Source organism: Polaribacter sp. HA6-7 (assembly GCF_055693625.1).
This window is the reverse complement of record NZ_CM146338.1, coordinates 1,406,177-1,430,472: the sequence shown is the minus strand read 5'-3', so window position 1 is coordinate 1,430,472 and position 24,296 is coordinate 1,406,177. Positions and strand designations below refer to the sequence as shown.

At 29.1% G+C, this 24,296-nt stretch carries 18 protein-coding genes and 8 pseudogenes; 13 read left to right on the top strand and 13 right to left on the bottom strand.

The window, feature by feature from the left end:
- Positions 1-137: 137 nt before the first annotated feature.
- From ACZ1HD_RS07830 to ACZ1HD_RS07805, 6 genes are all read right to left on the bottom strand, one after another.
- A complete protein-coding gene (locus ACZ1HD_RS07830; protein WP_472689113.1) occupies positions 138-848 on the bottom strand; it encodes a S41 family peptidase in 711 nt (236 codons plus the stop codon).
- Between the two features lie 143 nt (positions 849-991).
- Positions 992-1,648, bottom strand: a complete 657-nt coding sequence (locus ACZ1HD_RS07825; protein WP_472689112.1) for a hypothetical protein — start codon at positions 1,646-1,648, stop codon at positions 992-994.
- Between the two features lie 306 nt (positions 1,649-1,954).
- Positions 1,955-2,320 carry a DUF4252 domain-containing protein gene (locus tag ACZ1HD_RS07820; RefSeq protein ID WP_472689111.1) on the bottom strand — a complete coding sequence of 122 codons (366 nt, stop codon included), beginning with the start codon at positions 2,318-2,320 and terminating at the stop codon, positions 1,955-1,957.
- 60 nt (positions 2,321-2,380) lie between these two features.
- Entirely contained in the window at positions 2,381-2,887 is a 507-nt protein-coding gene (locus ACZ1HD_RS07815) for a DUF4252 domain-containing protein (RefSeq protein ID WP_077809221.1), read from the bottom strand.
- A 40-nt stretch (positions 2,888-2,927) separates the two neighbouring features.
- Positions 2,928-3,362 (bottom strand): hypothetical protein, encoded by a 435-nt coding sequence (locus tag ACZ1HD_RS07810; RefSeq protein WP_472689110.1) that lies wholly within the window; start codon positions 3,360-3,362, stop codon positions 2,928-2,930.
- Complete coding sequence (locus ACZ1HD_RS07805; protein WP_077809219.1) at positions 3,349-3,858, bottom strand: RNA polymerase sigma factor; 510 nt, start codon at positions 3,856-3,858, stop codon at positions 3,349-3,351. The genes ACZ1HD_RS07810 and ACZ1HD_RS07805 overlap by 14 nt, the downstream gene beginning before the upstream one ends.
- Positions 3,859-4,024: 166 nt before the next feature.
- Between ACZ1HD_RS07805 and ACZ1HD_RS07800 the strand changes: the two genes are divergently transcribed.
- The 3 genes from ACZ1HD_RS07800 (at position 4,025) to ACZ1HD_RS07790 (ending at position 6,975) form a co-directional block, all read left to right on the top strand.
- Positions 4,025-5,482: a S41 family peptidase gene (locus ACZ1HD_RS07800; RefSeq protein WP_472689109.1), complete on the top strand. Its 1,458-nt coding sequence runs from the start codon at positions 4,025-4,027 to the stop codon at positions 5,480-5,482.
- A gap of 1 nt (position 5,483) precedes the next feature.
- The gene (locus tag ACZ1HD_RS07795) at positions 5,484-5,675 is read left to right on the top strand and encodes a hypothetical protein (protein WP_472689108.1); all 192 of its coding nucleotides are present in this window, start codon (positions 5,484-5,486) and stop codon (positions 5,673-5,675) included.
- A 472-nt stretch (positions 5,676-6,147) separates the two neighbouring features.
- Entirely contained in the window at positions 6,148-6,975 is an 828-nt protein-coding gene (locus ACZ1HD_RS07790) for a S41 family peptidase (protein ID WP_472689107.1), read from the top strand.
- Positions 6,976-7,013: 38 nt separating this feature from the next.
- On the opposite strand, the gene ACZ1HD_RS07785 is transcribed toward ACZ1HD_RS07790, so the two are convergent.
- Positions 7,014-7,982, bottom strand: coding sequence for a patatin-like phospholipase family protein (locus ACZ1HD_RS07785; protein ID WP_472689106.1), 969 nt, complete (start codon positions 7,980-7,982; stop codon positions 7,014-7,016).
- Positions 7,983-8,027: 45 nt separating this feature from the next.
- Here ACZ1HD_RS07785 and ACZ1HD_RS07780 point away from each other — a divergent pair, with 45 nt between their 5' ends.
- The 4 genes from ACZ1HD_RS07780 to pepT all read left to right on the top strand — a co-directional run bounded on the left by ACZ1HD_RS07780 (position 8,028) and on the right by pepT (position 10,930).
- A complete protein-coding gene (locus tag ACZ1HD_RS07780) occupies positions 8,028-8,648 on the top strand; it encodes a WD40/YVTN/BNR-like repeat-containing protein (protein WP_472689105.1) in 621 nt (206 codons plus the stop codon).
- Between the two features lie 71 nt (positions 8,649-8,719).
- The gene (locus ACZ1HD_RS07775; RefSeq protein WP_472689104.1) at positions 8,720-9,067 is read left to right on the top strand and encodes a WD40/YVTN/BNR-like repeat-containing protein; all 348 of its coding nucleotides are present in this window, start codon (positions 8,720-8,722) and stop codon (positions 9,065-9,067) included.
- Entirely contained in the window at positions 9,057-9,596 is a 540-nt protein-coding gene (locus ACZ1HD_RS07770; protein WP_472689103.1) for a hypothetical protein, read from the top strand. Before ACZ1HD_RS07775 ends, ACZ1HD_RS07770 begins: the two co-directional genes overlap by 11 nt.
- Positions 9,597-9,628: 32 nt before the next feature.
- A complete protein-coding gene (gene pepT / locus ACZ1HD_RS07765; RefSeq protein ID WP_472689102.1) occupies positions 9,629-10,930 on the top strand; it encodes a peptidase T in 1,302 nt (433 codons plus the stop codon).
- A gap of 228 nt (positions 10,931-11,158) precedes the next feature.
- Here pepT and ACZ1HD_RS07760 read toward each other — a convergent pair whose 3' ends face one another.
- Positions 11,159-11,545 carry a 1-acyl-sn-glycerol-3-phosphate acyltransferase gene (locus tag ACZ1HD_RS07760; protein ID WP_472689101.1) on the bottom strand — a complete coding sequence of 129 codons (387 nt, stop codon included), beginning with the start codon at positions 11,543-11,545 and terminating at the stop codon, positions 11,159-11,161.
- A gap of 93 nt (positions 11,546-11,638) precedes the next feature.
- Between ACZ1HD_RS07760 and ACZ1HD_RS07755 the strand changes: the two are divergent.
- From ACZ1HD_RS07755 to ACZ1HD_RS07745, 3 genes and pseudogenes are all read left to right on the top strand, one after another.
- Positions 11,639-12,978, top strand: a pseudogene (locus ACZ1HD_RS07755) (DNA recombination protein RmuC).
- 96 nt (positions 12,979-13,074) lie between these two features.
- Positions 13,075-13,365 (top strand): hypothetical protein, encoded by a 291-nt coding sequence (locus ACZ1HD_RS07750; RefSeq protein WP_472689100.1) that lies wholly within the window; start codon positions 13,075-13,077, stop codon positions 13,363-13,365.
- A 60-nt stretch (positions 13,366-13,425) separates the two neighbouring features.
- A complete protein-coding gene (locus tag ACZ1HD_RS07745; protein WP_079738774.1) occupies positions 13,426-13,611 on the top strand; it encodes a CsbD family protein in 186 nt (61 codons plus the stop codon).
- Positions 13,612-13,690: 79 nt separating this feature from the next.
- On the opposite strand, the pseudogene glyA reads toward ACZ1HD_RS07745, so the two are convergent.
- A pseudogene (gene glyA, locus ACZ1HD_RS07740) lies at positions 13,691-14,965 on the bottom strand (serine hydroxymethyltransferase).
- A 197-nt stretch (positions 14,966-15,162) separates the two neighbouring features.
- Here glyA and fahA point away from each other — a divergent pair.
- The 3 pseudogenes from fahA to ACZ1HD_RS07725 all read left to right on the top strand — a co-directional run bounded on the left by fahA (position 15,163) and on the right by ACZ1HD_RS07725 (position 20,457).
- A pseudogene (gene fahA / locus ACZ1HD_RS07735) lies at positions 15,163-16,439 on the top strand (fumarylacetoacetase).
- A 130-nt stretch (positions 16,440-16,569) separates the two neighbouring features.
- Positions 16,570-18,833, top strand: a pseudogene (locus ACZ1HD_RS07730) (FUSC family protein).
- A 100-nt stretch (positions 18,834-18,933) separates the two neighbouring features.
- A pseudogene (locus ACZ1HD_RS07725) lies at positions 18,934-20,457 on the top strand (GNAT family N-acetyltransferase).
- 47 nt (positions 20,458-20,504) lie between these two features.
- Here ACZ1HD_RS07725 and ACZ1HD_RS07720 read toward each other — a convergent pair.
- The 4 genes and pseudogenes from ACZ1HD_RS07720 to ACZ1HD_RS07705 form a co-directional block, all read right to left on the bottom strand.
- A complete protein-coding gene (locus tag ACZ1HD_RS07720) occupies positions 20,505-20,771 on the bottom strand; it encodes a hypothetical protein (protein WP_472689099.1) in 267 nt (88 codons plus the stop codon).
- Between the two features lie 41 nt (positions 20,772-20,812).
- Positions 20,813-21,789, bottom strand: a pseudogene (locus ACZ1HD_RS07715) (deoxyhypusine synthase family protein).
- Positions 21,779-22,722 (bottom strand): annotated as a pseudogene (gene speB, locus ACZ1HD_RS07710) (agmatinase). The pseudogenes ACZ1HD_RS07715 and speB overlap by 11 nt, the downstream one beginning before the upstream one ends.
- A 71-nt stretch (positions 22,723-22,793) precedes the next feature.
- Positions 22,794-24,184, bottom strand: a pseudogene (locus ACZ1HD_RS07705) (type III PLP-dependent enzyme domain-containing protein).
- Between the last annotated feature and the right edge of the window lie 112 nt (positions 24,185-24,296).

Genomic DNA, 24,296 nt, shown 5'->3' with positions numbered 1-24,296 from the left:
GCAGTTAAATTCAAAAAACGTACCAAAAAGCCTAAAATTACATTAAAGAATTAGTTGTAATTGGTACAAAAATTTAATAAAAATTACAACTTGTAATTTTATAAGAAACTAAATTTCATTGTCGATTATTTTACTAATTATTTTTCGATTTCACTTAAAATCCAATCCAATTCTGGATCTGTTTTATTTAATCTATTTTTTATTGTTGGTATAATTTCTACATCTGGTTTAACACCATAACCATCGGGGTTTTCTTTGTAAGGAGTTGCAATATGTAAAACTCCGTACCTCACTGCTACTTTGGTATTAGATAATCTATGCTGCCTCATAAAACCAGCAACAGTGCCGTTATAAGAACCACCTGTTTCTTCACCCACAAAAAACGCTCGTTTGCTACCATGCAAATATGTTGCTAATAATGCTGCAGCAGAATATGAATATCCATTAATTAAAACATATATTTTACCTTTAAAATTCAAAGGATTAGGTTTCTCTTTTTTTGTACCATAATTAAAATATAATTGACCGTTTTCTTTTTCGACACTAAACATTCTATGCATAGCAATAAAAGGTGAAACTGCACCAAAAATTACTTTAGTAAATGCAGATGTGCTGTTACTATAAATTACTTTTAATAACGGCATTCTAGTTTTTACTTCACTTCGCGTATAAAACTGGAATTCTTTATCTGTTAAATAAGAATATAAATTTTTAATTTCTTTTGCTTTACCACCTCCATTAAAACGTAAATCTAAAATTAAATTTTGTGTTTCATTCTGAGCTATTTTTGCAAAGGATTGCTCATAAAACTTTTTGAAATTTCCTTTAGTGAAACTTCTAATTTTCATGTATGCAATTGTACTATCTTTTCCGATAAATTCTAAATTTCTATTATAAGTTTTGTCTCGATAATTATAGCCATGAATTTTATTATACTTTCGTTTTTCTTTCCATGAAATTTTATTTTTTTCTTTTGTATTCGGTTTAATTTTTAGTGAATCTTTTTGCTTATCGTTGCTATTCGTTTTTTTCTTAGAACTCTTTTGAAAGTTCTATTAAATAAAGAATCTTTTAAACTTAAAATTAATTGAATACTATCTTGTCTACCATTATTTTTTAAATATAATTCTTTAAAGTGTTTACCAATTACTTTATCGTAAAATGTGGTATTGAAGCCATCTGAAGAAAAGGTTTTTCTATAATTTACATAAATATCAGAAATGTCCTCATCATTTATTTTAAGAACTTGTGCTCCTATTAGTAAACTATCAGATTCTGCCCCGTCACTTATAAATAATTTAGAATTTAATGTTTCAAACTTTAACTCATTAAACTCGTTTTTCATTTTTAAATCAAGTTTTCTCTCCTTTTTGGTTCTTATTTTTGCAGGCGGACTAATAGCAGTATGTCCGTGCCCCATTTGAGAAATAACTACCACTACTTTTTTATAGAAATCCCTACTATTTAAAGGTTTATTCAGTGATTTTTTTAAACTATCAAACTTATAATCTAAAACTTCTTTAGTTCTATACTGATATAATCTTGGATGGTATTTTTTAAGTTCAGAATACAATTCATCAATATCCTTTCTTAAATCTTTTACCGAATGTAGTTTAGAAATTTGTTCGTTGTGTTTTTTAATACTCACGCAGGAAGTTAGTAGCATTAAAAATGCTACATATAGTAATCTTATTTTCATTAGAATTTTTTCTAAAAATAACTAAAAAACCTCAACTTCTTTCGAAATTGAGGTTTTTTGTAAGTTTAAAATGCTAACTATTTGTTGAACATCTTAGAAAACTGTTTTAAAGAAGTACTGTCTCCGTCTACATTTACGCTATTTAGCATATCGATTATCTTAGAAGGATTCATATTTTCTCCTAATAATCTTGCGACTCCTACTCCGGCTTCTTTACCGTATCCAAAAGCGATAACTTCGTCTATGGAATTTGTATCACCGAGAATAGTAGACTTTTACATTCATTCCTTTTGTCTTCATAGACATCAGGTTCTTATAAGTATCGTTGTTGGTAAATATCTTTTTTAATTTTCCTTTTTCAGTTTCGTAAGCAACAGAATTATCTGCAGTTTTAGGTAAAAAAGCTACATTAATTTTCTTGATACTTTTCATGGTTTCTTTTACATCATCAGAAACATCTGAGTTTGCAGTTAGTAAAGAACTTACTGGTAAATCGCCCGTATAAAAATCTTCTTTACCGCTTGTGTCTACTAAATAACTTTGTAATGATTTATCGTTTTTACATGAGCTTGCAAAAACTAGTACAAAAAGTAAAGAAAGTATGGTTGTTAATTTTTTCATTGATTAAGTTTTAAAAAGTACAATCTAATTTTAAAAAAACTAGATTGTACATGTTTTGTATTATTTGTTTGCAAAAGTATCTGCTAGATCAGACATTTTATTAATATCTATGTTACCTGTTAAAGAGACAATAACTGCTTCAGACATGCCATTTGTCTTTTTATCGATACCTTTAATAAACATTAAAACTTCATTAACAAAGTCTTTGTTTTTAGATGCTTTCACATAAATCTTAACTCTAGAATCGTCTTCTTTGATTCTCATTAACTGTGTTAAGTTTTGTTTTTTAATAGACGCATTTACCATGCTTTCCATTTTGTTTGCAATGGCCTTGTCTTCTGTAGAAAACATTTTGAATTCTTTTAATTCTTGTATCATTTGAAACACTTTCATCTCATCGCTATCTTTAAATTTTTCTGAATTAAATTTCGATAAAATTTCAAATGCATCTTTGGTAACAACTACCATATCTACTTCTTTTATGTCTTCTAAAGAATCATATAAAGATTGCGCATTGCTTAACAAAGGTGTTACTATAAATGCGATTAATAATAATATTTTTTTCATCTTTTCTTGTTTTACTTGGTTTTACTAATATTTACTTGGTTTATCTTAAAATCTTTTTTACTGAGTTATCATAAGTATGTAAAGTTGCAACTGCTTGTTCTCCTTTTTTTAAGTTTTTAGACAATAATTTTAATCCTTTACTTACTTCTGCATAAATTTTTTCTGCTTCTTTTCTTTCTTGGTACTCGCTGTATTGTTGTTTACCAACAAATACACTAAATAATAAGACTACAGATGCTGCTACAGACAACCATTTAAAGTTTTTCTTTTTAGATTTTTTAGTTTCTAACTTAATGGTTTTTGTATACGTTTCATCTTTCGATACAGAAAAGTAGGTAAACATATAAGCATACTCTTGCAAATGTTGTGGTACATCATCTTCTTTAAAATAGTTTCTTAAGGTTGCCTCTTCTTGCAAAGTAGTTTCTGCGTTTTCGTACTTTTCTATTAATTTTTCTATGTTAGCTAACTCCATAGTTGTGTTTTTTAATTAATTGTTCTCTAATTGTTTTTCTTGCTCTAGATAATGCCACTCTTACTGCGGTAGGCTTCATATCTACCATTTTACATATTTCATCAAAATCATATTGTTCAATATCTCTTAACTGAATAATAATCTTTTGCTGCTCAGGCAACTTTTCTATCAATTGGTGCACTTGGTTTACACTGTCTTGATGTTCTAGTTTTTTATCTAAAGACGTTTCTTTCTCTTTATAATTACTGTGCACTAATGTTAAATTACTTGCTTGCTTAGATTTTAGTCTATCATAACAATAATTTTTTGTCATTGTCATTGCAAATGCTTCTACATTTTTATAACCAGCTATTTTATCTTTACTACGCCACAACTTAAAAATAAGCTCTTGTGTAGCATCTTCTGCTTCTTCTGTAGATACCAATAATCTTTTGGCTAATCTAAAGACCTTATCCTTAAAAGGTAAAACAACTTTTAAAAAGTCTGATTGGTTCATTTTTGTTTGGTTGATTAATGGTAAACCTGTTAATTAAACTTATTTTATTATCGGGTTTACATCATTACGACGAGTAACAATATATTTTGTTACACAAGAATTTAAAAATAATACTATTTCTATTTATATTGCGTTAGATTATTAAAACAATTCTTATTTTTTATAAATGAAAAACCTCTTAAAACTCTTTTATTTAGGCGCAATTACACTATTACTTATCAATTGTTCTAAAGAGTACCAAATACCCAATAATTTAGTTGTGCACGATTTTGTTTGGAAAGGTTTAAACGCATATTATTTGCATCAAGATGAAATTGATGATTTATCTGACAGACGTTTTAACTCAGACCAACAACTAAATGCTTATTTAACTGGTTTTGCAGATTATAATACACTTTTTTCTAGTTTATTATTAAGTACAGATGAAAAGTCTATGCTTATTGAAGATTATACAAATTTAGATTTAGATATACCAAGGTCTGCTTTTGTAAACGGAATGGAATTTGGCATTATCGCACAACCTAACACTACTACAAATACTGTTATTGGTTATGTAACACATATTTTACCTAATTCGAATGCAGCTTCAAAGGATTTACAAAGAGGTGAGTTTTTTAACGCTGTAAATAACATCTTATTAACAGAAGATAATTATTTCGATTTATTAATAAATGGCAATACATCTTATACTTTAAGTATGGTAGATTTTGACGGAACAACTGTTACACCAAATGCAAAAACGGTTGTTTTAGATAAAGAAAATTACGATTACGATACTACATTTTTAGAAAAAACCTTTAATATAGGATCAGACAATATTGGCTATTTAATGTACAATAACAATTTATCTAAATCGTCAATTAACAATTTAAACAACACTTTCTTAAATTTTAAAAATCAAAATATTAACGAATTGGTTTTAGATTTAAGATACAATATTACTGGTGGTAGTTTCGCTAAAAACATTACCAATTTGGCAACTATGATTACCGGGCAATTTACAGATGAAGTGTTTATAAAAGAAGAATGGAACTCGAAAGCACAACCTTGGTTTTTAGAAAATCAACCAGATTCTTTACTAACTAAATTTCCTGATAAACTTAATTCTTCAACAGATTTTAATAGTTTAAACCTAACAGAAGTTTATATAATTTTAAATGGAGATTCTTTTAGCGCTTCTTCTGCAATAGAACTATTAATAAACAGCCTAAAACCTTATATAAACGTACATATTGTAGGTACAGCTACTAGTGGTAATAATACAGGTTCTATAACTTTATATAATTCTCAAGACTACGATATCGAACTAAAAAACAATACACATACAGTAACTTTACAACCTGTTGTGTTAAGTTTTTACAATAAAGACGACCAAACCTATAACGAGGGTTTTACACCAACAATTGCAACTTGTCCAAATGAAGATATTTTAAATCTAGGTTTTATTGGTGAAAGGTCAGAACCTATTTTAGATAAAGTATTAGAATATATCTCAACAGGAAATCTTGGTACAAATGTTACTTGTAATCCTAATAATTTTATATATTTATACAAATCTATAGATACACAGAGAGAATTAGATAATGGTGTATTTATTAAACAAGATTTACCTAACACATATTAATATGAAAAAATACTTTTTAGCAAGTTTACTATCCTTATTAGTTTTAACTGCATCGTGCAGTAAAGAAGAAGTCAATAATCAAATTCGAGAAGAGGTTGAAGAATTTATTATTACCACAGATGATGAAATAAATTATTTTATCCGGAAAGGATTAAACTTGTATTATTTATGGCAAGAAGATGTGCAGATTTAGCTGATAACAGATTCAATAATTTTGAGGATTTATACACACACTTTAGACAATACGACTCACCGAAGCTACTTTTAATAGTTTATTAAGTCAACCCGGAGTTGTAGATCGTTTTTCTTGGATTGTTGATGATTATGTAGCTTTAGAAAATTCTTTTCAAGGAATTAATTTAAGTACTGGTTTAGATTTTGGTCTAGTAAGAGATGTAAACAGTAGTACAAAAATATTTGGTTACGTAAGATATGTAATTCCAAACTCTAGTGCTGCAACAGCTGGGGTTACAAGAGGTACTTATTTTAGTACTGTTAACGGAATTCAATTAACAGATACCAATTTTAGAGATTTATTATTTAATGATGATGCTTCAATAACACTAGGTTTTTCAGATTATAATGAAGGTAGTCCTATAAGTAATAACAGCACTGCTGTTCTAGAAAAAACAGAAGTTCAAGAAAACCCAATTGCAGTTTCTAAAGTGATTACAGATGGAACTCAAAAAATTGGTTATTTAATGTATAATCAATTTGCAAGTTCGTACGACCAAGATTTAAATGCTGCTTTTAGTAATTTTAAAGCAGAAGCTGTAAACGATTTAATTATCGATTTAAGGTATAATGGTGGTGGTTCTACAAATTCTGCCGGATATTTAGGAAGCATGGTAACTGGTCAATTTACAGGAGAAGTTTATTCTAAAGAAGTGTGGAATAACAAAGTTTTAAGCGCATTCTCTTCAGATAATTTTACCAATAATTTTCCAACAAAAATTACCAAAACAGATGCTAATGATAATATTGTTGTTGATGAAGCTATAAACAGTTTAAACTTATCTAGAGTTTATTTTATAGTTTACGGTAGCTCTGCATCTGCATCAGAATTAGTTATAAATGCTTTAGATGCATACATCGATGTAAAAATTGTTGGTACAACAACTGTAGGTAAACAAGTAGGTTCTATTACTTTGTACGATTCTGATAATTTATTTAGAAGTGGAGACAATTTAAACACAGAGCATACATATGCAATGCAGCCATTGGTTTTAGAAATTACAAATAAAGATGGTAAAAATTACCCGAACGGAATTGTCCCTGGAACAAATTTTACAGGTATTAATTTAGGTGAAGATATTGGAAACTTAGGTGTTTTAGGTGAAAGATCAGATCCTTTATTAGATAGAACTCTAGAATATATTTCTACTGGCGCTAAATCATCAGCAAAAACAAAAGACTTTATTAAAACAGAAGAAATATTTAATTCTAAATTGGCTACACCGGCAAAGAATAATATGTATTCCGAATTAAAATAACAAATTAAAAAATCCAGCTTAATTGCTGGATTTTTTTGCTAGATATTTAAATTTTCTGCCTCTTCTGCAGAATCTTCCATTTCTTGATCTGTAAGAATATCTGGTCTAAATTCGCTCATCTTCTCTTCTTCTTTAGATTTAGCATAATTAAATCCAGATTTCCACCATTTTTTCATTAGTTTTTTATCAAAAACCAAAGAGTTGGTGGTTAAAACTGTTGGTGTATAATATAAGTTTAGTTTGATATCTTTATTTGAAGCCGCTAATTTACCAATAGTAATATTGTGCCTTTCTACATGTACCAACATAAAATCCATGACATCAAATAATAAAGAAAACGGATTCTTTGCAGGCAACCTGTTAATTTGAGTAACTTCTGTCTCTAAAATAATTGCATCAATTTCTGTAGCTCCTCTTAAAATAGCTTCTCTAATTGGTATTAAAGAACCAAAACCACCATCGGCATATTGACAATGATCTTTTTCTAATAAACTCATAAACGGAACATAGTTGCAAGACCCCCAAATCCAATCACAAAAATCTTCATAACTACAATCGTTAATCGATTTATACTCAATTTGATTTGCCGTTAAATTAGAAACAGTAACAACAACCTCTTTATTTGCCGCCCTAATTTTATTATACATTTCTTTGGTAACATTTTTCTTAATTAGAGATCTTAAATTTTTACTTTCCCCAAAAGTTTTTCTACCATTTAAAAAATTCCAAAATGTATTTAAGTGGTTAATGCTTATTACTTTTTCACCAGCAACTTTTCTAATTTTAAAAGGATTGTTACTAAAAATAGTTTCTTGATTAACATTGGTATACAACTCTTTAAGTTCATCTAACATATCCATAGCCAAATGAGATACCATTAAACTTCCTGTAGAGGTTCCTAAAAACAAATCGTATTTTTTGTTTTCATGTTTCATTAAGTACTGCGCAACACCTCCTGCAAATGCTCCTTTACTACCTCCGCCTGAAATTACCAATGCTTTTTTCATTATCAATTATGATTTGATTACTTTAGTCGTATAAAAATATCAAAAATGAGAAGAATATTCGGTATTATTTTAATTTTCCTTTTTTTAATCTCTTGTAAACAAGAATATCAGCCAAGAAATATTAGTACAATTTCTATTGAAACATATAAAATTGATGCTACTAGCATAAGAGCAATTCAAGTAATAGATTCGACAACAGTTGTTTATGCTGGCTCTAACGGAACTATAGGAACAACTGTAGATAACGGTAAAACTTGGTCTATTTTAAATATAAAATATAAAGATTCTATAATTCCTAACTTTAGAAGTTTAGCATTTAATGGTTCAGATTACTTTGCATTATCCATAGCCAATCCTGCATTGCTTTATAAAATTTCTGATATGGAAGCTACTTTACAATATACAGAAGAAGATGCCAAAGTTTTTTATGATGCAATTGCATTTTTTGATGATAATAAGCATGGTATTGCCGTTGGTGATCCTACAGAGAATTGTGCTTCTATTTTAATTACTGATGATGGCGGAGAAAACTGGCATAAAATTCCGTGTGAAAATTTACCTGAAATAGCCGAAGGTGAAGCTTTTTTGCTGCAAGTAACACCAATATTAAAACAATTGGCAGTACCGTTTATATTGCCTCTGGCGGTAAAAAATCTAGAATTTTAAAGTCTAATAACTTCGGAAAAACATGGCAACTATTTGAAACCCCAATAATACAAGGTAACGGACCACAAGGAATGTATTCTATAGATTTTTATGATAAAAATAACGGAATTGCAATTGGCGGCGATTACTCGAAACCATTAGAAAATAAGGCTAATAAAGCAATTACTGCAGATGGTGGTAAAACTTGGACTTTAATTGCAGATGCAGAAAATCCTAATTATAAAAGTTGCATACATTATGTACCTAATACAAACGGAAAAGAAGTTTTTGCTGTAGGTAAAACTGGTATTTCTTACTCTAAAGATGGTGGATTAACATGGAACAAAGTTTCTAATGATAGTTATTATACCATTCAATTTATAAATAAAAATACTGCTTGGTTAGGTGGTGCAAATAAAATAGGAAAACTTGAATTGTAAATTTCTTTTTAAATACGCACTTATTTTAGGAGCTTTACTCCTACTTTTTAATTGCAATAAGTCATCAGACCTAAAACAAAACCTTAGTTGTAATGAGATTTATTTTAAGAATTTAAAAGAAATTTCAGATGCTAAAAACAACTTTAAAATAAGTTTGCCTAATAATTGGAAAACAAGCAATTTTACAGACAATTATCAATCTTCTATTTATACAGCAGATACAACAAAGCAACTTACCAAAAGCTTGCTTTTAGATGTAAACTTTATCAATAACGCTATAGAAATAGATGATATTTTTAAGCTAAAAATAGAACACAAAAACTTAACTAATAAACTAATTCAAAAAGAACAGAAAGAAATAACTTTTTTAAATAGAAAAAGTTATTATGTTGTTTCTATTGGTAAAAAACAGAATTTTAAATACAAATCTTTACAACTATTTGTACCTTTAAATAAAAGTAGTTCTTTAGCTATAAAAGCAGAAGTTTATGGCGATTCTTTAGTACAAAAAGAATTTGTAAGGCTTTAACTTTAATAGATAAAATTAAAATTGAACAGTAAATGATTGATAAAAAACACATTACAGATAGGTTTATTAAGTATGTAACTGTAGATACAGAATCAGATCCAAATAACCCAGCTTTTCCTAGTACAGAAAAACAATGGGATTTAGCAAAGGTTTTAGTTGATGAATTGAAAGAAATTGGAATGCAAGATGTAGATTTAGATGAAAATTGCTACATCATGGCAACGTTGCCAAGTAATATAGAACATCGAGTACCTACAATTGGCTTTGTTGCGCATATTGATACAAGTCCGGATTTTACTGGTAAAAACGTAAAACCACAAATAGTAGAAAATTACCAAGGAAATGATATTCTTTTAAACGAAGAAAAAAACATCATATTATCTCCAGATTATTTCGAAGATTTACTACAATATAAAGGGCAAACTTTAATTACTACAGATGGTACAACTTTGTTGGGTGCAGATGACAAAGCTGGTGTAACAGAAATTGTAACCGCTATGGAATATCTAATTAAACATCCAGAAATTAAGCATGGTAAAATTAGAATTTGTTTTACACCCGATGAAGAAGTTGGTAAAGGTGCACATAAATTTGATGTAAATAAATTTGATGCAGAATGGGCTTACACTATGGATGGAAGCCAAATAGGAGAATTAGAATATGAAAACTTTAATGCTGCTAGTGCAAAAGTAACTGTTACAGGTAAAATTGTTCATCCTGGGTATGCAAAAGGTAAAATGATAAACTCTCTTAAAATTGCAAATGATTTTATGGCAGCCATTCCGCAAGAAGAAGTGCCAGAAAAAACAAGTGGTTACGAAGGTTTTTTTCATTTACACGACATGCATGGTAATGTAGAAAAAACAGTTTTAGAATACATTATTAGAGACCATGACTTAGATTTATTTGAGAAAAGAAAATATTTGATGCAAAAAATAGCATTCGATTTTAATGAAAAATTGGGTGAAGAGTTAATTGAAGTTTCTATAGAAAATCAATATTTTAATATGCGAGAAAAAATTGTACCCGTTATGCATATTGTAGATTTGGTTGAAGAAGTAATGAAAGACTTAGAAATTACACCTATAATTAAACCAATAAGAGGTGGTACAGATGGTTCTCAATTATCGTATAAAGGTTTGCCATGTCCTAATATTTTTGCTGGCGGACATAATTTTCACGGAAGATATGAATATGTTCCTGTAGAATCTATGGTAAAAGCTACAGAAGTAATTATTGGTATTGCAGAAAAAGTTGTAGAAAAAATTCATAAAAAAAGTCTTCAGCGAACTGAAGACTTACATCATAGCATATGCTATAAAGTAAATTTTTAATAATAGAGCCCCTAATCTCTATTAAAAACGATTTACTAATACAAACTTAGTGAATTTTATTTATTAAAACTACATTCTTTAAAATAATTCAGGGTTTTTCCCCTTAATATTCTTAAAAAACTCTTAAAATTATCAAAATCCTTCTCTAAACTGTCTGTTGGATAATAAGGTTCAGATATTTTAACTGTCTTATTTTCAAAATCTAACGTTGCCATAACAATTGGCACATTAGCTCCTTTTGCAATATAATAGAATCCTGTTTTCCATTTTTCTACCTTTTTCTAGTTCCTTCGGCGAAATGCCTAACCTAAATTCTTCTTTAGAATTAAAAAGTTTAATAACAGCATCTACCATATTATTACTTTTAGATCTATCTACAGGCGTGCCTCCTAGAATTCTAAAAAAATAACCAAACGGCCATTTAAATAGAGAACTTTTTCCTATAAAATGAACCATTATACCTTCGCTCATTCTTGTTAAAATTGCAATAGGAAAATCTACCCAACTAGTATGTGGTGCGGCAATAACAATATATTTCTTAGGCTCTTTCGGAAAACCATTTTCAATCTTCCAACCCAAAATAGTATGTAAAATAAACTTAGATATTGCTTTCAAATGATAGTGATAAGTTAATTGTTTACAAAAACCTAAAGTAAAGGTTTTATGTTCTTTTTATAAATGATAAATTTAAGGACTTAATTCGACATGATGACAGAAATAATCATATACTTAATAATTGCTGTAGTTTTTTTAATATTTGGCTTTTTAATTGGTAAATTAATTTCAAAAATTAATTTTGAGAAAGAAAAATCGATTTTAGAAAAAGCAAATGCCACTTTAGAAGAGAGATCTATTAGGTTATCTCAATCTAAAGAAACTTTAGAAAACAACTTCATAGAAAATCAGCAAGAATTAAAAAATAATCAACAAGAAAAAGAAAAACTTCTTGCGATAACATCAAAACAAGAATTTGAGATTGAAAATCTTCAGCTTAAATTAAAGGAAAACAAAACCGAAGTAGAAAATTTACAACAAAAGTTCACCAAAGAATTTGAAAATTTAGCGAATAAAATTTTAGATGAAAAATCGAACAAATTTACTGTTCAGAACAAAGAAAATATTCAAAATATATTAAATCCTTTACAAGAAAAAATAAAAGGATTTGAAGATAAGGTTGAAAAAACACATAAAGAAAGTATCGATTATCATGCTGCTTTACGTCAGCAAATACTTGGTTTAAAGGAGTTAAACCTACAAATGAGTAAAGAAACCATTAATTTAACTAAAGCTCTAAAAGGTGATAATAAAGTTCAAGGAAATTGGGGTGAGCTCGTTTTAGAACGAGTTTTAGAAAAATCGGCTTAGAAAAAGACCGAGAATACTTTGTGCAGCAAAGTTTTACAAATGACGATGGCAAAAGGGTTTTGCCCGATGTAGTTATTCATCTGCCGAACAATAAAAAAATGATTATCGACTCTAAGGTTTCTTTAGTGGCTTATGAACAATATGTAAATGAAGAAGACGAAAGTTTAAGACAAACTTTCTTAAAAGAGCATGTAAATTCTTTAAAAAGACACATTACACAATTAAGTGATAAGAAATACGAAGACATATATAAGATAGCATCTCCAGATTTTGTATTGCTTTTTATTCCGATAGAACCTGCTTTTGCAATTGCTTTAAATGAAGACACGCATCTATATAACAAAGCTTTCGATAAAAATATTGTTATTGTTACACCTTCTACCCTATTAGCTACATTACGTACCATAGATACGATGTGGAACAATGAAAAACAACAAAGAAATGCACTCGAAATAGCAAGACAAGCGGGTGCTTTATATGATAAATTTGAAGGTCTTTTAAATGATTTGATTGGAATTGGTAAAAAAATTGATGACAGTAAAAGAGAATATTCTAATGCCATGAATAAATTAGTTGATGGTAGAGGAAACCTTATTAAAAGCGTTCAGAAATTAAAAGAAATGGGAGCTAAAGCTAAAAAATCTATTCGAGAAAACTTATTAGAACGTTCTAAAGAAAACTGATTTTATTTCTTTTGAGTCATTATTTAATCCTTATTAGTTAATACAACCGTACAATTAAAATTAATTTTGGTGTATTATAACTTAAAGAAAAATATTATGTCAAATAAAGAAAGACCAAGTGCCGAAAATGTAACAAAAGGAAACTCCGGAGATGTTCATGAAAGAGGTTTACATCCCTTAAAAGGAACTGTAAAAAAAGGCTATAAAGATACTGATAGCGATAAAGATAGATTAAAAGGAGAAGATAAAGATAAATTAAAAGATCAAGTTCATAGTGTTACTAAAGATAAAGACAAAGTTGCTGATAAAATTCAAAACTCAGAAAAAGCAAGTAATATTTCATATGAGTTATTCTTTCGATTGATACCACTAATATACTATATATAAAGGTTTTAAATTTGTAGTATTATTAACCAGTACTAGAAATAGTACATAAAACTAAATAATATGAATACGGATACAAACGAAGGTAAGTGGAAACAAATAAAAGGTGAATTTAAAGAAGAGTTTGGTAATATTACCAACGATAAATCTACCGAAACTGATGGTAAATTTGATAAACTTGTTGGACAAATTCAAGAAAAATACGGTGAAACCCGAGAAAAAATAGAAAAAGAAGTTAAAAGCTGGTAAAAACAACTTTTAAGTATTTAGCATAAAAAAAGCATCAAGAATAATTTCTTGATGCTTTTTTTATAATTTTTATAGACGATTACATTACAAATAGTCTTCTTGCGCTCATCATATCAGAAACACGTTCACCTATTTCATGTAAAGCCTCTTCGTTATCTGCATTATTAATCGCTTCATCAATAAAGTCTACAACAGCTTTCATATCTTCAACTTTTAAACCTCTTGTTGTAATCGCTGGCGTACCAACTCTAATACCTGAAGTTACAAAAGGAGACTTATCATCAAAAGGAACCATATTTTTATTAACCGTAATATCTGCTTTACCTAAAGCAATTTCTGCATCTTTACCGAAATATTTTTATTACGTAAATCTATTAGCATACAATGGTTATCTGTACCACCAGAAATAATTTTATAACCTTTTGCTACAAATTCTTTTGCCATTGCAGCTGCATTTTCTTTTACTTGAATTTGATATTCTAAAAACTCATCTGTTAAAGCTTCGCCAAAAGCTACTGCTTTTGCAGCAATAACATGTTCTAACGGCCCACCTTGGTTACCAGGAAAAACTGCCGAATTTAATAATGTCGACATTTTTTTAGGTTTACCACTTTTAAGTGTTTCTCCGAAAGGATTTTCAAAATCTTTACCAATCATAATCATACCACCTCTTGGGCCACGTAATGTTTTATGAGTAGTTGTAGTAACAATATGACAATGAGGCAAAGGATCATTTAAAATTCCTTTTGCAATTAAACCTGCAGGATGAGAAATATCTGCTAATAAAAGTGCACCAACACTATCTGCAATTTCTCTAAAACGTTTAAAATCGATGTCTCTAGAGTATGCAGAAGCACCAGCTATAATAAGTTTTGGTTGTTCTTTATTTGCAATATCTTGAATTTTATCATAATTTAAAATTCCTGTTTCTTCATCTACACCGTAAAATGTTGGGTTGTATAATTTACCGGAAAAATTTACAGAAGAACCATGAGTTAAATGTCCACCGTGCGATAAATCGAAACCTAAAATAGTGTCACCAGGTTTTAAACAAGCAGCAAAAACGGCTGTGTTAGCCTGTGAACCGAGAATGTGGCTGTACATTTACGTACTCTGCACCAAATAATTCTTTAGCTCTATCTATTGCTATTTGCTCTACAATATCAACTATTTCACAACCTCCATAATACCTTTTACCAGGATATCCTTCAGCGTATTTATTCGTTAAAATAGAACCTTGAGCTTGCATAACTTGGTCGCTTACAAAGTTTTCTGAAGCGATTAATTCCAAACCATTTAATTGTCTTTCTTTTTCTTCCTGAATAAGGTCAAAAATTTGATTGTCTAATTGCATTGTAATTGTTTTGAATAAGTATCAAATGTAACAAAAAACAAAATCCTATTAAATAACTTTTTCGTATATTTTTAAAGAACTTATTAAGATTTATACAATTCAAAAAAAGCATTGTTAAAAATAAGTTATTCGTTAAATTTCATTTTAAAGATGAGAAAAAATTGCATAAATTTGAACAAAATAAAGATTTTTATAAGATGATCATAACAGCAAATAATCCGAATAGAAAATCATGGTTAAAGGTAGAAGAAGATTCAGATTTTCCGATACAAAATATACCGTTTGGGGTTTTTATTACAAGAGATGATATTATTACAATAGGAAGTAGAATTGGCGATTTTGCTATTGATCTAGGCGCTTTACACCAATTAGGTTATTTTGAAGGAATACCATTAACAGATGATATTTTCTTACAAGATAATTTAAATGATTTTATTGCAGATGGTAGAAAAACTTGGCGTTTGGTTAGAAATAGAATTGCAGAAATTTTTGATGTAACAAATGGCAATTTAAGAGACAACGCAAACCATAAAGACAAAATTATCTTTAGAATGGATGAAGTTGAAATGCTTTTACCCGTTTCTGTAGGCGATTATACCGATTTTTATGCAAGTAAAGAGCACGCTACAAACGTTGGTTCTTTGTTTAGAGATCCGGAAAATGCATTATTACCAAACTGGTTACATATACCAATTGGTTACCATGGTAGAAGTTCTTCTATAATACCTTCGGCACACCAATTAGAAGACCGTTAGGACAAACAAAACCTGCTGAAGGAAGTAAAACTCCTGGTTTTGGACCATCTAAATTATTAGATTTTGAATTAGAAATGGCATTTATTACTACGGATGCAAATGTACTTGGAGACAGAATTCCTATCGAAGAAGCAGAAGAATATATTTTTGGTTTGGTGCAATTTAACGATTGGTCTGCAAGAGATATTCAAGCTTGGGAATATGTGCCATTAGGCCCTTTCTTAGGAAAGAATTTTGCTTCTACAATTTCACCTTGGATTGTTACCTTAGATGCATTAGAGCCTTTTAGAACAGAAAATCCGAAGCAAGTGCATGAGCCTTTACCTTATTTAAAGCAAGAAGGAAAAGGTAGTTACGATATTAATTTGCAAGTTGGTATTCAGCCAGAAAATGGTGAAGAAACAATTGTTGCAAACTCAAATTTTAAATATATGTACTGGACGATGGCACAGCAATTAGCACATCATACCGTTAATGGTTGTCCTGTAGAAGCTGGTGACATGATGGGTTCTGGTACAATTTACGGACCAACCAAAGATAGTTTTGGTTCTATGTTAGAGTTAACTTGGCGTGGACAAAACCCAATTACTTTAAAAGACGGAACTACACGTAAGTTTATAAACGATAACGATACTGTTATTATGCGTGCTCATTGTAAAAATGATACCATAAGAATTGGTTTTGGAGAATGTATTGGTAAAGTTTTACCCGCCAAATAAATAGCATTTATTTTAGAAACAAAACCTCATTTTTAAATTAAAAAATGAGGTTTGTTTTTTTAATATCAAAATACAAACACTTAGTTAGAAGATTTTTCTATCTTATAAATTTAACAATCAACTACAAATCTTGAAAGAGAAATTAAAACATTTAGAGTTATTCTTAAAAAGTTCTGATTTTAATAGAGGCATTAGAATTGGTGTTGCAATTGCAATACCATTTGCCCTACTCTACTTTTTAGGATATTTTGAATACGCACCTGCAATTGCAGTTGGTACTTTTTTAAATTCACCAAGTGATATACCTGGAAGTATCAAAAGAAAAGTAAATGCTATTTTAATAAGTATTCTATTATCAATGGTTATTACGGCTGCAATATTGTTTGCTAAACCTTTTTTAGTGGTTTTAATTTTAGTAATTACAATTATTTCGTTTATAGTTTCTTTATTATCTGTATATGGTTTTAGAGCTTCGTTGGTTTCTTTTTCGGTTTATTAGCAATGATTATTGCTTTTGCCATTCAGAAACAAACTACTCAAGAAATATTAGTTCACCTTGGTTTAATGACTCTTGGCGGATTATGGTATTTAGTGGTTTCTTATGTTTTTCAAAAACTAGCTCCTAAAAAAGATCAAAATCAATTATTATCTGACTCTTTATTACTAATTGGCGATTATTTAAAATTAAGAGCAAAACTTTTAACTAAAAAAACAAAAAGAGACGAGTTACTTAAAAAAACTTTTGTTCTTCAGAATCAAATTAATGAAAAACACGAAACTTTAAGAGAAGTATTACTTACCGCAAGAAAACGCTCTGGTAGATCTAGATATGAAGAAAAACAATTACTAATTTTTGTTTCCTCTATTAAGATTTTCGAATTAATTGAAGCAAAGCATTTAGATTATAAAATGATTGATTCTATTTTTGGCGAACGAAAATCATTTTTAAAGGCATCTAAAAAACTAAACAAAATTATGGGAAACCATCTTATTGTTTTATCAGAATTATTAATTCAGAACGAAAAAATACCCAATAAAGATGTTTTATTAAAAGCTCTTTCAAAAACAAAAGAATCTATTAATCAATATGTAGAAATTGTTCAACTACCGGAAGCAAGAGAAGGTGCTTTGGTGTTGCAAAACTTATACGATTATCAAGAGCAATTATTAGAAGAAATAAGAGTAATTAGACGTGTAATGGCCAATGTACATGATGCATCTAAAATTTCTTTAAAAAGAGAAAGTTCAAATCAGTTTTTAACATTACAAGAATATCGTTTTAATGTGTTGTTGCAGAATTTAAGCTTAAAATCTACCATATTTAGACACTCTGTAAGATTAACATTTGCCTTGGTTTTTGGTTATCTCTTCGGATATTTTCTAGAAATACAAAATACCTATTGGATTTTATTAACCATAATCGTAATCATGCGACCAAGTTACGGTTTAACACGTTTAAGAACCAAAGATCGAATTATAGGAACTTTAATTGGTGCTGCAATTGCTTTAAGTATTGTTTCTATAACTCAAAATATTGTAGTTTATAGTATTTTAGCTTTTTCTTCATTAATTTTTGCTGTTTCATTGTTGCAACAAAATTATAAATCTGCAACAGCTTTGGTAACAATAAGTATTGTATTTGTATACTCTTTAATGAATCCTGATGCATATGAAGTAATTCAGTACAGAGTTTTAGACACTATTATCGGAGCTATAATTGCCATTGTAACTAATTATTTAATACTTCCTACTTGGGAAATCGATAATCAGAAACAAATTTTAGTAAATGCGCTTAAAATGAATAAAAATTATCTTTTAGCAACGCAAGAACTATATAAAAACCCAAATATCAATAAATTACATTATAATTTAGCTCGAAAAGAAGTGTTTTTAGCAATAAGTAATTTAAATGCTTCTTTTCAAAGATTAACTCAAGACCCTAAATCAAAACAAAAAGAATTTGAATTGGTGTATGAAATTGTAACCATTAACCAAACTATGGTTTCTGCAATTGCTTCTATTGGTAACTTTATAATCAATCATAAAACGACTCCGGCTTCTAAAGAATTTGATATTTTAATTGATAAAATTAGCAACTCTTTACAACTTGCTTGTACCAATTTACAAGCAAAAACTAGCAATGCTAAAGTAGCTGAAGAAATTGTAGAAAAAGCAGAAAACAAACTTTTAAATGCATATCAAAAATTATCTAATTTAAGAGATGAAAGCATAAAAAAAGGCAATACCGAAATAGATCAAAAAACATTGCATGCATTGCAAGAAGCCTATTTAATTTCTAATCATATGGTTTGGTTAAAATCACTATCAGAAAGTTTAAAAAAAGCTACAAATAAGTACAAAAAAACTATTTTAGAAAACCAATTAACTCACTAAAAAACAGTAAAATAAATTTTTAACAATTCGTTAAATCAATTCTTTTTTTCTAATTTTGTTTTAAGAAAATGGTCTATTTTAAAAAACCATTGCATTAAAAATGATACAAAACATAGAGAATATTGAGCTTCATTATTTAACATTAAATGACTACAAACAGTTAAAAGAAGCAATGATTGAAGCATATGCAAGTATGCCAGATTCTTATTGGAAAGAAGACCAAATTAAGGCTTTAATTGATAAATTTCCGGAAGGACAAGTAGTGATAAAAATTAACGGAGAATTAGCCGGTTGTGCTCTTTCGATAATTTTAGATTACGATAGTTTTGATGACCAACATACGTATAAAGAAATAACAGGCGCATTTACATTTAATACGCATAATACAAACGGTGATGTTTTATACGGCATTGATGTTTTTATTAAATCTGAATATAGAGGTTTACGTTTAGGTAGAAGGTTGTATGATTACAGAAAAGAATTAACAGAAAAACTAAACTTAAGAGGCATCGCTTTTGGTGGTAGAATTCCTAATTATCACAAGTTTTCTAATAAATTATCCCCAAAAGAATACATAGAAAAAGTAAAAAGAAAAGAAATTCATGATCCTGTTTTAAATTTTCAAATTTCTAATGATTTTCATCCTTCAAAAATTTTAAAGGGATATTTAGAAGGTGATGAAAATTCGGTGAGTTTGCTGTATTACTAGAATGGGATAACATTTATTATCAAAAAAATCTAAAAGAGCAACGAGTAATAAAAAAGTGGTTCGATTAGGATTAATACAATGGCAAATGCGCTTGTATAAAGATTTGGAAGAATTAATGCAACAAGCAGAATATTTTGTAGATGCCGTTTCTGCATACCGATCGGATTTTGCACTGTTTCCGAGTTTTTTAATGCACCGCTAATGGCTGCTAATAATCATTTACCAGAATCGCAAGCCATAAGAGAATTGGCTAAATATACGCCAGAAATTGTTCAAAAATTCTCTGAATTAGCTATAACATACAATATTAATATCATTACCGGTAGTATGCCAGAAATTAAAGATGGCTTATTGTATAATGTTGGTTATCTATGTAAAAGAGATGGTACAACAGACCGTTACGAAAAACTACATGTTACACCGGATGAAGCAAAGGTTTGGGGAATGCAAGGTGGTAATGAATTAAAAACTTTTGATACCGATTGTGGTAAAATAGGTATTTTAATTTGTTACGATTCTGAGTTTCGAGAATTAAGTAGATTGCTTGCAGATGAAGGTATGGATATTCTATTTATTCCTTTTTTAACCGACACACAAAATGGCTATTCTAGAGTTAGACATTGTGCGCAGGCAAGAGCTATAGAAAATGAATGTTATGTGGCCATTGCTGGTAGTGTTGGTAATTTACCAAAAGTAAATAATATGGATATACAATATGCCCAATCTATGGTTTTTACGCCTTGTGATTTTTCTTTTCCGGCTAACGGAATTAAAGCAGAAGCAACTACAAACACAGAAATGATTTTAATTGCTGATGTTGATTTAGATTTATTAAAAGATTTAAACAAATTTGGTTCTGTTAGAAACTTAAAAGACAGAAGAAAAGATATTTTTGAATTGAAAAAGAAGAAATAATTAGATAATAAATAAAAAGCTCCGAAAATTTCGGAGCTTTTTATTTATTAAGAATCTAAATCGTTAAATTGAAATTCGTCATCAAAAGAATCTTCATCTTCTGCATAATCTTCCATTGTTTGCTCTAATTTAGTACTAATCTTCACCAAATAAATGGTTTCCTCTGTCCTAACTTCAACAGCTTTTATATACTCTCCTTTTGCATTTTTAAAAGATAAAATATCCAAATAATCATATCCATCAGGATATTTTTCTATCAACAAATCTAAAATATCTGTTGTTAGTTTTGCATAATCTACAATTACTCTTTTCATAAATATAGTTTTTCAATTTGCCAAAAAGCAAAATTTAAGTGTTACATTTCTAGTAAATAAGCAAATATTAAAGGCGCTACAATAGTTGCATCACTTTCTATGATAAACTTAGGTGTATCTATATCTAATTTTCCCCAAGTGATTTTTTCATTAGGAACTGCTCTGAATAGGACCCATAACTTGTTGTAGAATCAGAAATTTGACAAAAATAACTCCAAAATGGTGTATCAGTTCTTTCCATATCTTGATACAACATTGGTACAACACAAATAGGAAAATCACCAGCAATTCCACCACCTATTTGAAAAAAACCAATGCCGTTTTTAGAATTCTCTGTATACCAATCGGCTAAAAAGGTCATATACTCTATTCCAGATTTTACTGTAGAAGCTTGTAATTCTCCTTTTAAAACATAAGATGCAAAAATGTTACCCATTGTAGAATCTTCCCAACCAGGTACAACAATTGGCAAGTTTTTTTCTGCCGCCGCATACATCCAAGAATCTTTTAAATCTATTTCATAATGCTCTTCTAAAACACCAGAAAGTAACAACTTGTACATATACTCGTGCGGTAAATAACGTTCTCCGTTCGCCTCTGCATCTTTCCAAATTTTTACAATATGCTCTTGAATTCTTCTAAAAGCTTCTTCTTCTGGTATACAAGTATCTGTAACTCTATTTAAACCTTTTTCTAATAAATCCCATTCGTCTTGCGGTGTTAAATCTCTATAATTCGGTACACGCTTATAGTGCGAATGTGCTACTAAATTCATAACATCTTCCTCTAAATTTGCGCCTGTACAAGAGATAATATGAACTTTATCTTGACGAATCATTTCTGCAAAAATTTTACCCAATTCTGCCGTACTCATTGCACCAGCTAAAGAAACCAACATTTTGTTTCCTTTATTAAGTTGCGTTTCATAACTTTTTGCAGCATCTACTAAAGCCGCTGCATTAAAGTGAAGAAAATACTTTTCTATAAATTCTGATATTGGTTTTTGATTAGTATTCATCTTCATCATTTTTAAATTTTGCCACTTTTTTAAACACATTTTCTTTTGTAAGATCTTCTCCTATATCATAAGAATCTTCATTTGATGAAAACTTATAACTTAACATTTTGTAAAATAATTTTGCTGCTAAAAAATCAGATGATTTTTCATTTTCATTTGGGCAAAGCTCAACCATATCAAAACCAACAACATTTTTTTGCTCGAATACTGTTTTTAAAAATTCTAACGTTTCATAATAAAACAATCCACCTGGTTCTGGTGTTCCTGTAGATGGCATAATCGACGGATCTAAAGCATCCAAATCAAACGTGATAAAAACATTTTTACCTAATTGGTCGATAACATCTTCCATCCAATCTTCATTTACAGCCATATCGTGTGCAAAGAATACCTTATCTAAATTCATATTTCTTTTTTCAGAAATATCCATACTTCTAATACCAACTTGCACCAAATTTGTATTTTGATTTGCCTCATAAACAGCACAAGCATGGTTACAAGAAGAACCTTCATATTCTTTTCTTAAATCTGCATGTGCATCAATATGTAGTACTGTTAAATCGCTAAAACACTCATTAAATGCTCTAATTGTCCCTATAGAAATAGAATGTTCTCCACCAAAAACAGTTACAAATTTATTTCTATTGATATATTTTTTTGTTATTTGATGTACTTCTTCTACCATTGCTTCGGAGATGAATTTTCAGTAATCGCGTCAGCTAAATAAACGCCTTCTTTGTAAACCTCTGTATCTGTTTCTATATCATACAGCTCCATGTTTTCTGATGCATTTAAAAATGCTTCCGGACCTTTGTCTGCACCTTTTTGCCATGTACTTGTGCCGTCATAAGGAACAGGGATAATTACTATTTTTGAAGTTGACAGGTTTCCGAACTCCTGCGAAATTCCTGCATATGTTTTATTTGTGTTCATTTTATTTGAGATACTTGTAATTATAAAATCAATTAGGAATTAAATTTAAAATCTAATTGATTATTTTCTTTTTAATAACCTAATATTGATAATAATTCGTTGCTTTTTTGTTGTTCTTTAAAAACGTTAAAAGTTAATTCTCCGTTTTCATCTCTATCGATTAATAAGTGTTTTGGGTGCGGAATTAAACAATGTTGCAAACCACCAAAACCACCTATAGATTCTTGATACGCACCGGTATTAAAGAAACCAATGTATAACGGATTATTCTTCTCATAAACAGGTAAATAAATTCCGTTTATATGTTGTTCAGAATTGTAATAATCATCACTATCACAAGTTAAACCGCCCAACAAAACTCTTTCGTACTGCTTGTTCCACTTATTAATTGGCAGCATAATAAAGCGTTTATTAATTGCCCAAGAATCTGGTAACGTTGTAATAAAAGACGAGTTTATCATGTTCCATCTTTCTCTATCGTTTTGTTTTTTCTGATATAAAATTTCATAAATAGCAGCGCCTGATTCGCCAACAGTAAAGCTTCCAAATTCTGTAAAAATGTTTGGTACATCTACATCTGCTTCTTCGCAAGCCAATTTAATTTGATTGATAATTTCATCAATCATATATTGATAATCATATTCAAAACCCAAAGAGTTTTTTATGGGAAAACCACCACCAATATTTAAACTATCTAAAGACGGACAAACTTTTTTAAGGTTGATATAAACGTTTAAACACTTCATCAACTCGTTCCAATAATAAGCATTGTCTTTTATGCCTGTATTGATAAAAAAATGTAGCATTTTTAAATCTACTTGAGTATTATTAGCAATTTCTCTTTCATAAAAAGAAACAATATTTTTATAGCCAATACCTAATCTAGATGTGTAAAATTCGAATTTTGGTTCTTCTTCGGATGCAATTCTAATACCAACCATAAAAGGTTTTTCTGTTTCTTTTTGCAACAACGGTAACTCCTCAAAATTATCAATAATAGGAATTACATTTCTATGATCAGAATTAATTAAATCACCAATATTTTTAATGTATTGATCCCTTTTAAATCCATTACATATTACAAATGTGTTGTCTTTAATTTTACCTTCTGCTTTTAATTTTTTTACAATATCGATATCAAAAGCAGATGAAGTTTCTATATGAATATCATTTTTTAAAGCTTCATTTAAAACATGCTTAAAATGAGAACTTTTAGTACAATAACTATAAAAATAGTCTGCTTTATAGTTATGCTTTTGCATACTATTTTCAAACCATTCTTTTGCTTTATTGATGTTTTCTGATATTTTTGGCAAGTAGGTAAACTTTAACGGTGCACCATATTTGGCTGTTAATTCCATTAAATTTATTCCGTGCCGAATAATTTATTGTTTTCAGTTTTAAATTCTTCTTGAGGAAAATCGAACGTTTGTTCGATTAAATCTTTATATTTTGTGTTCACTTGTATTTTTAAATTAATTGTACGATAAACCTGTCTGAACTAAAACATTTTTAAGTTTTAGAATAGATATTATAACCTTTTAAAAAAGGGTTTATCACTGTAATATTTGCAA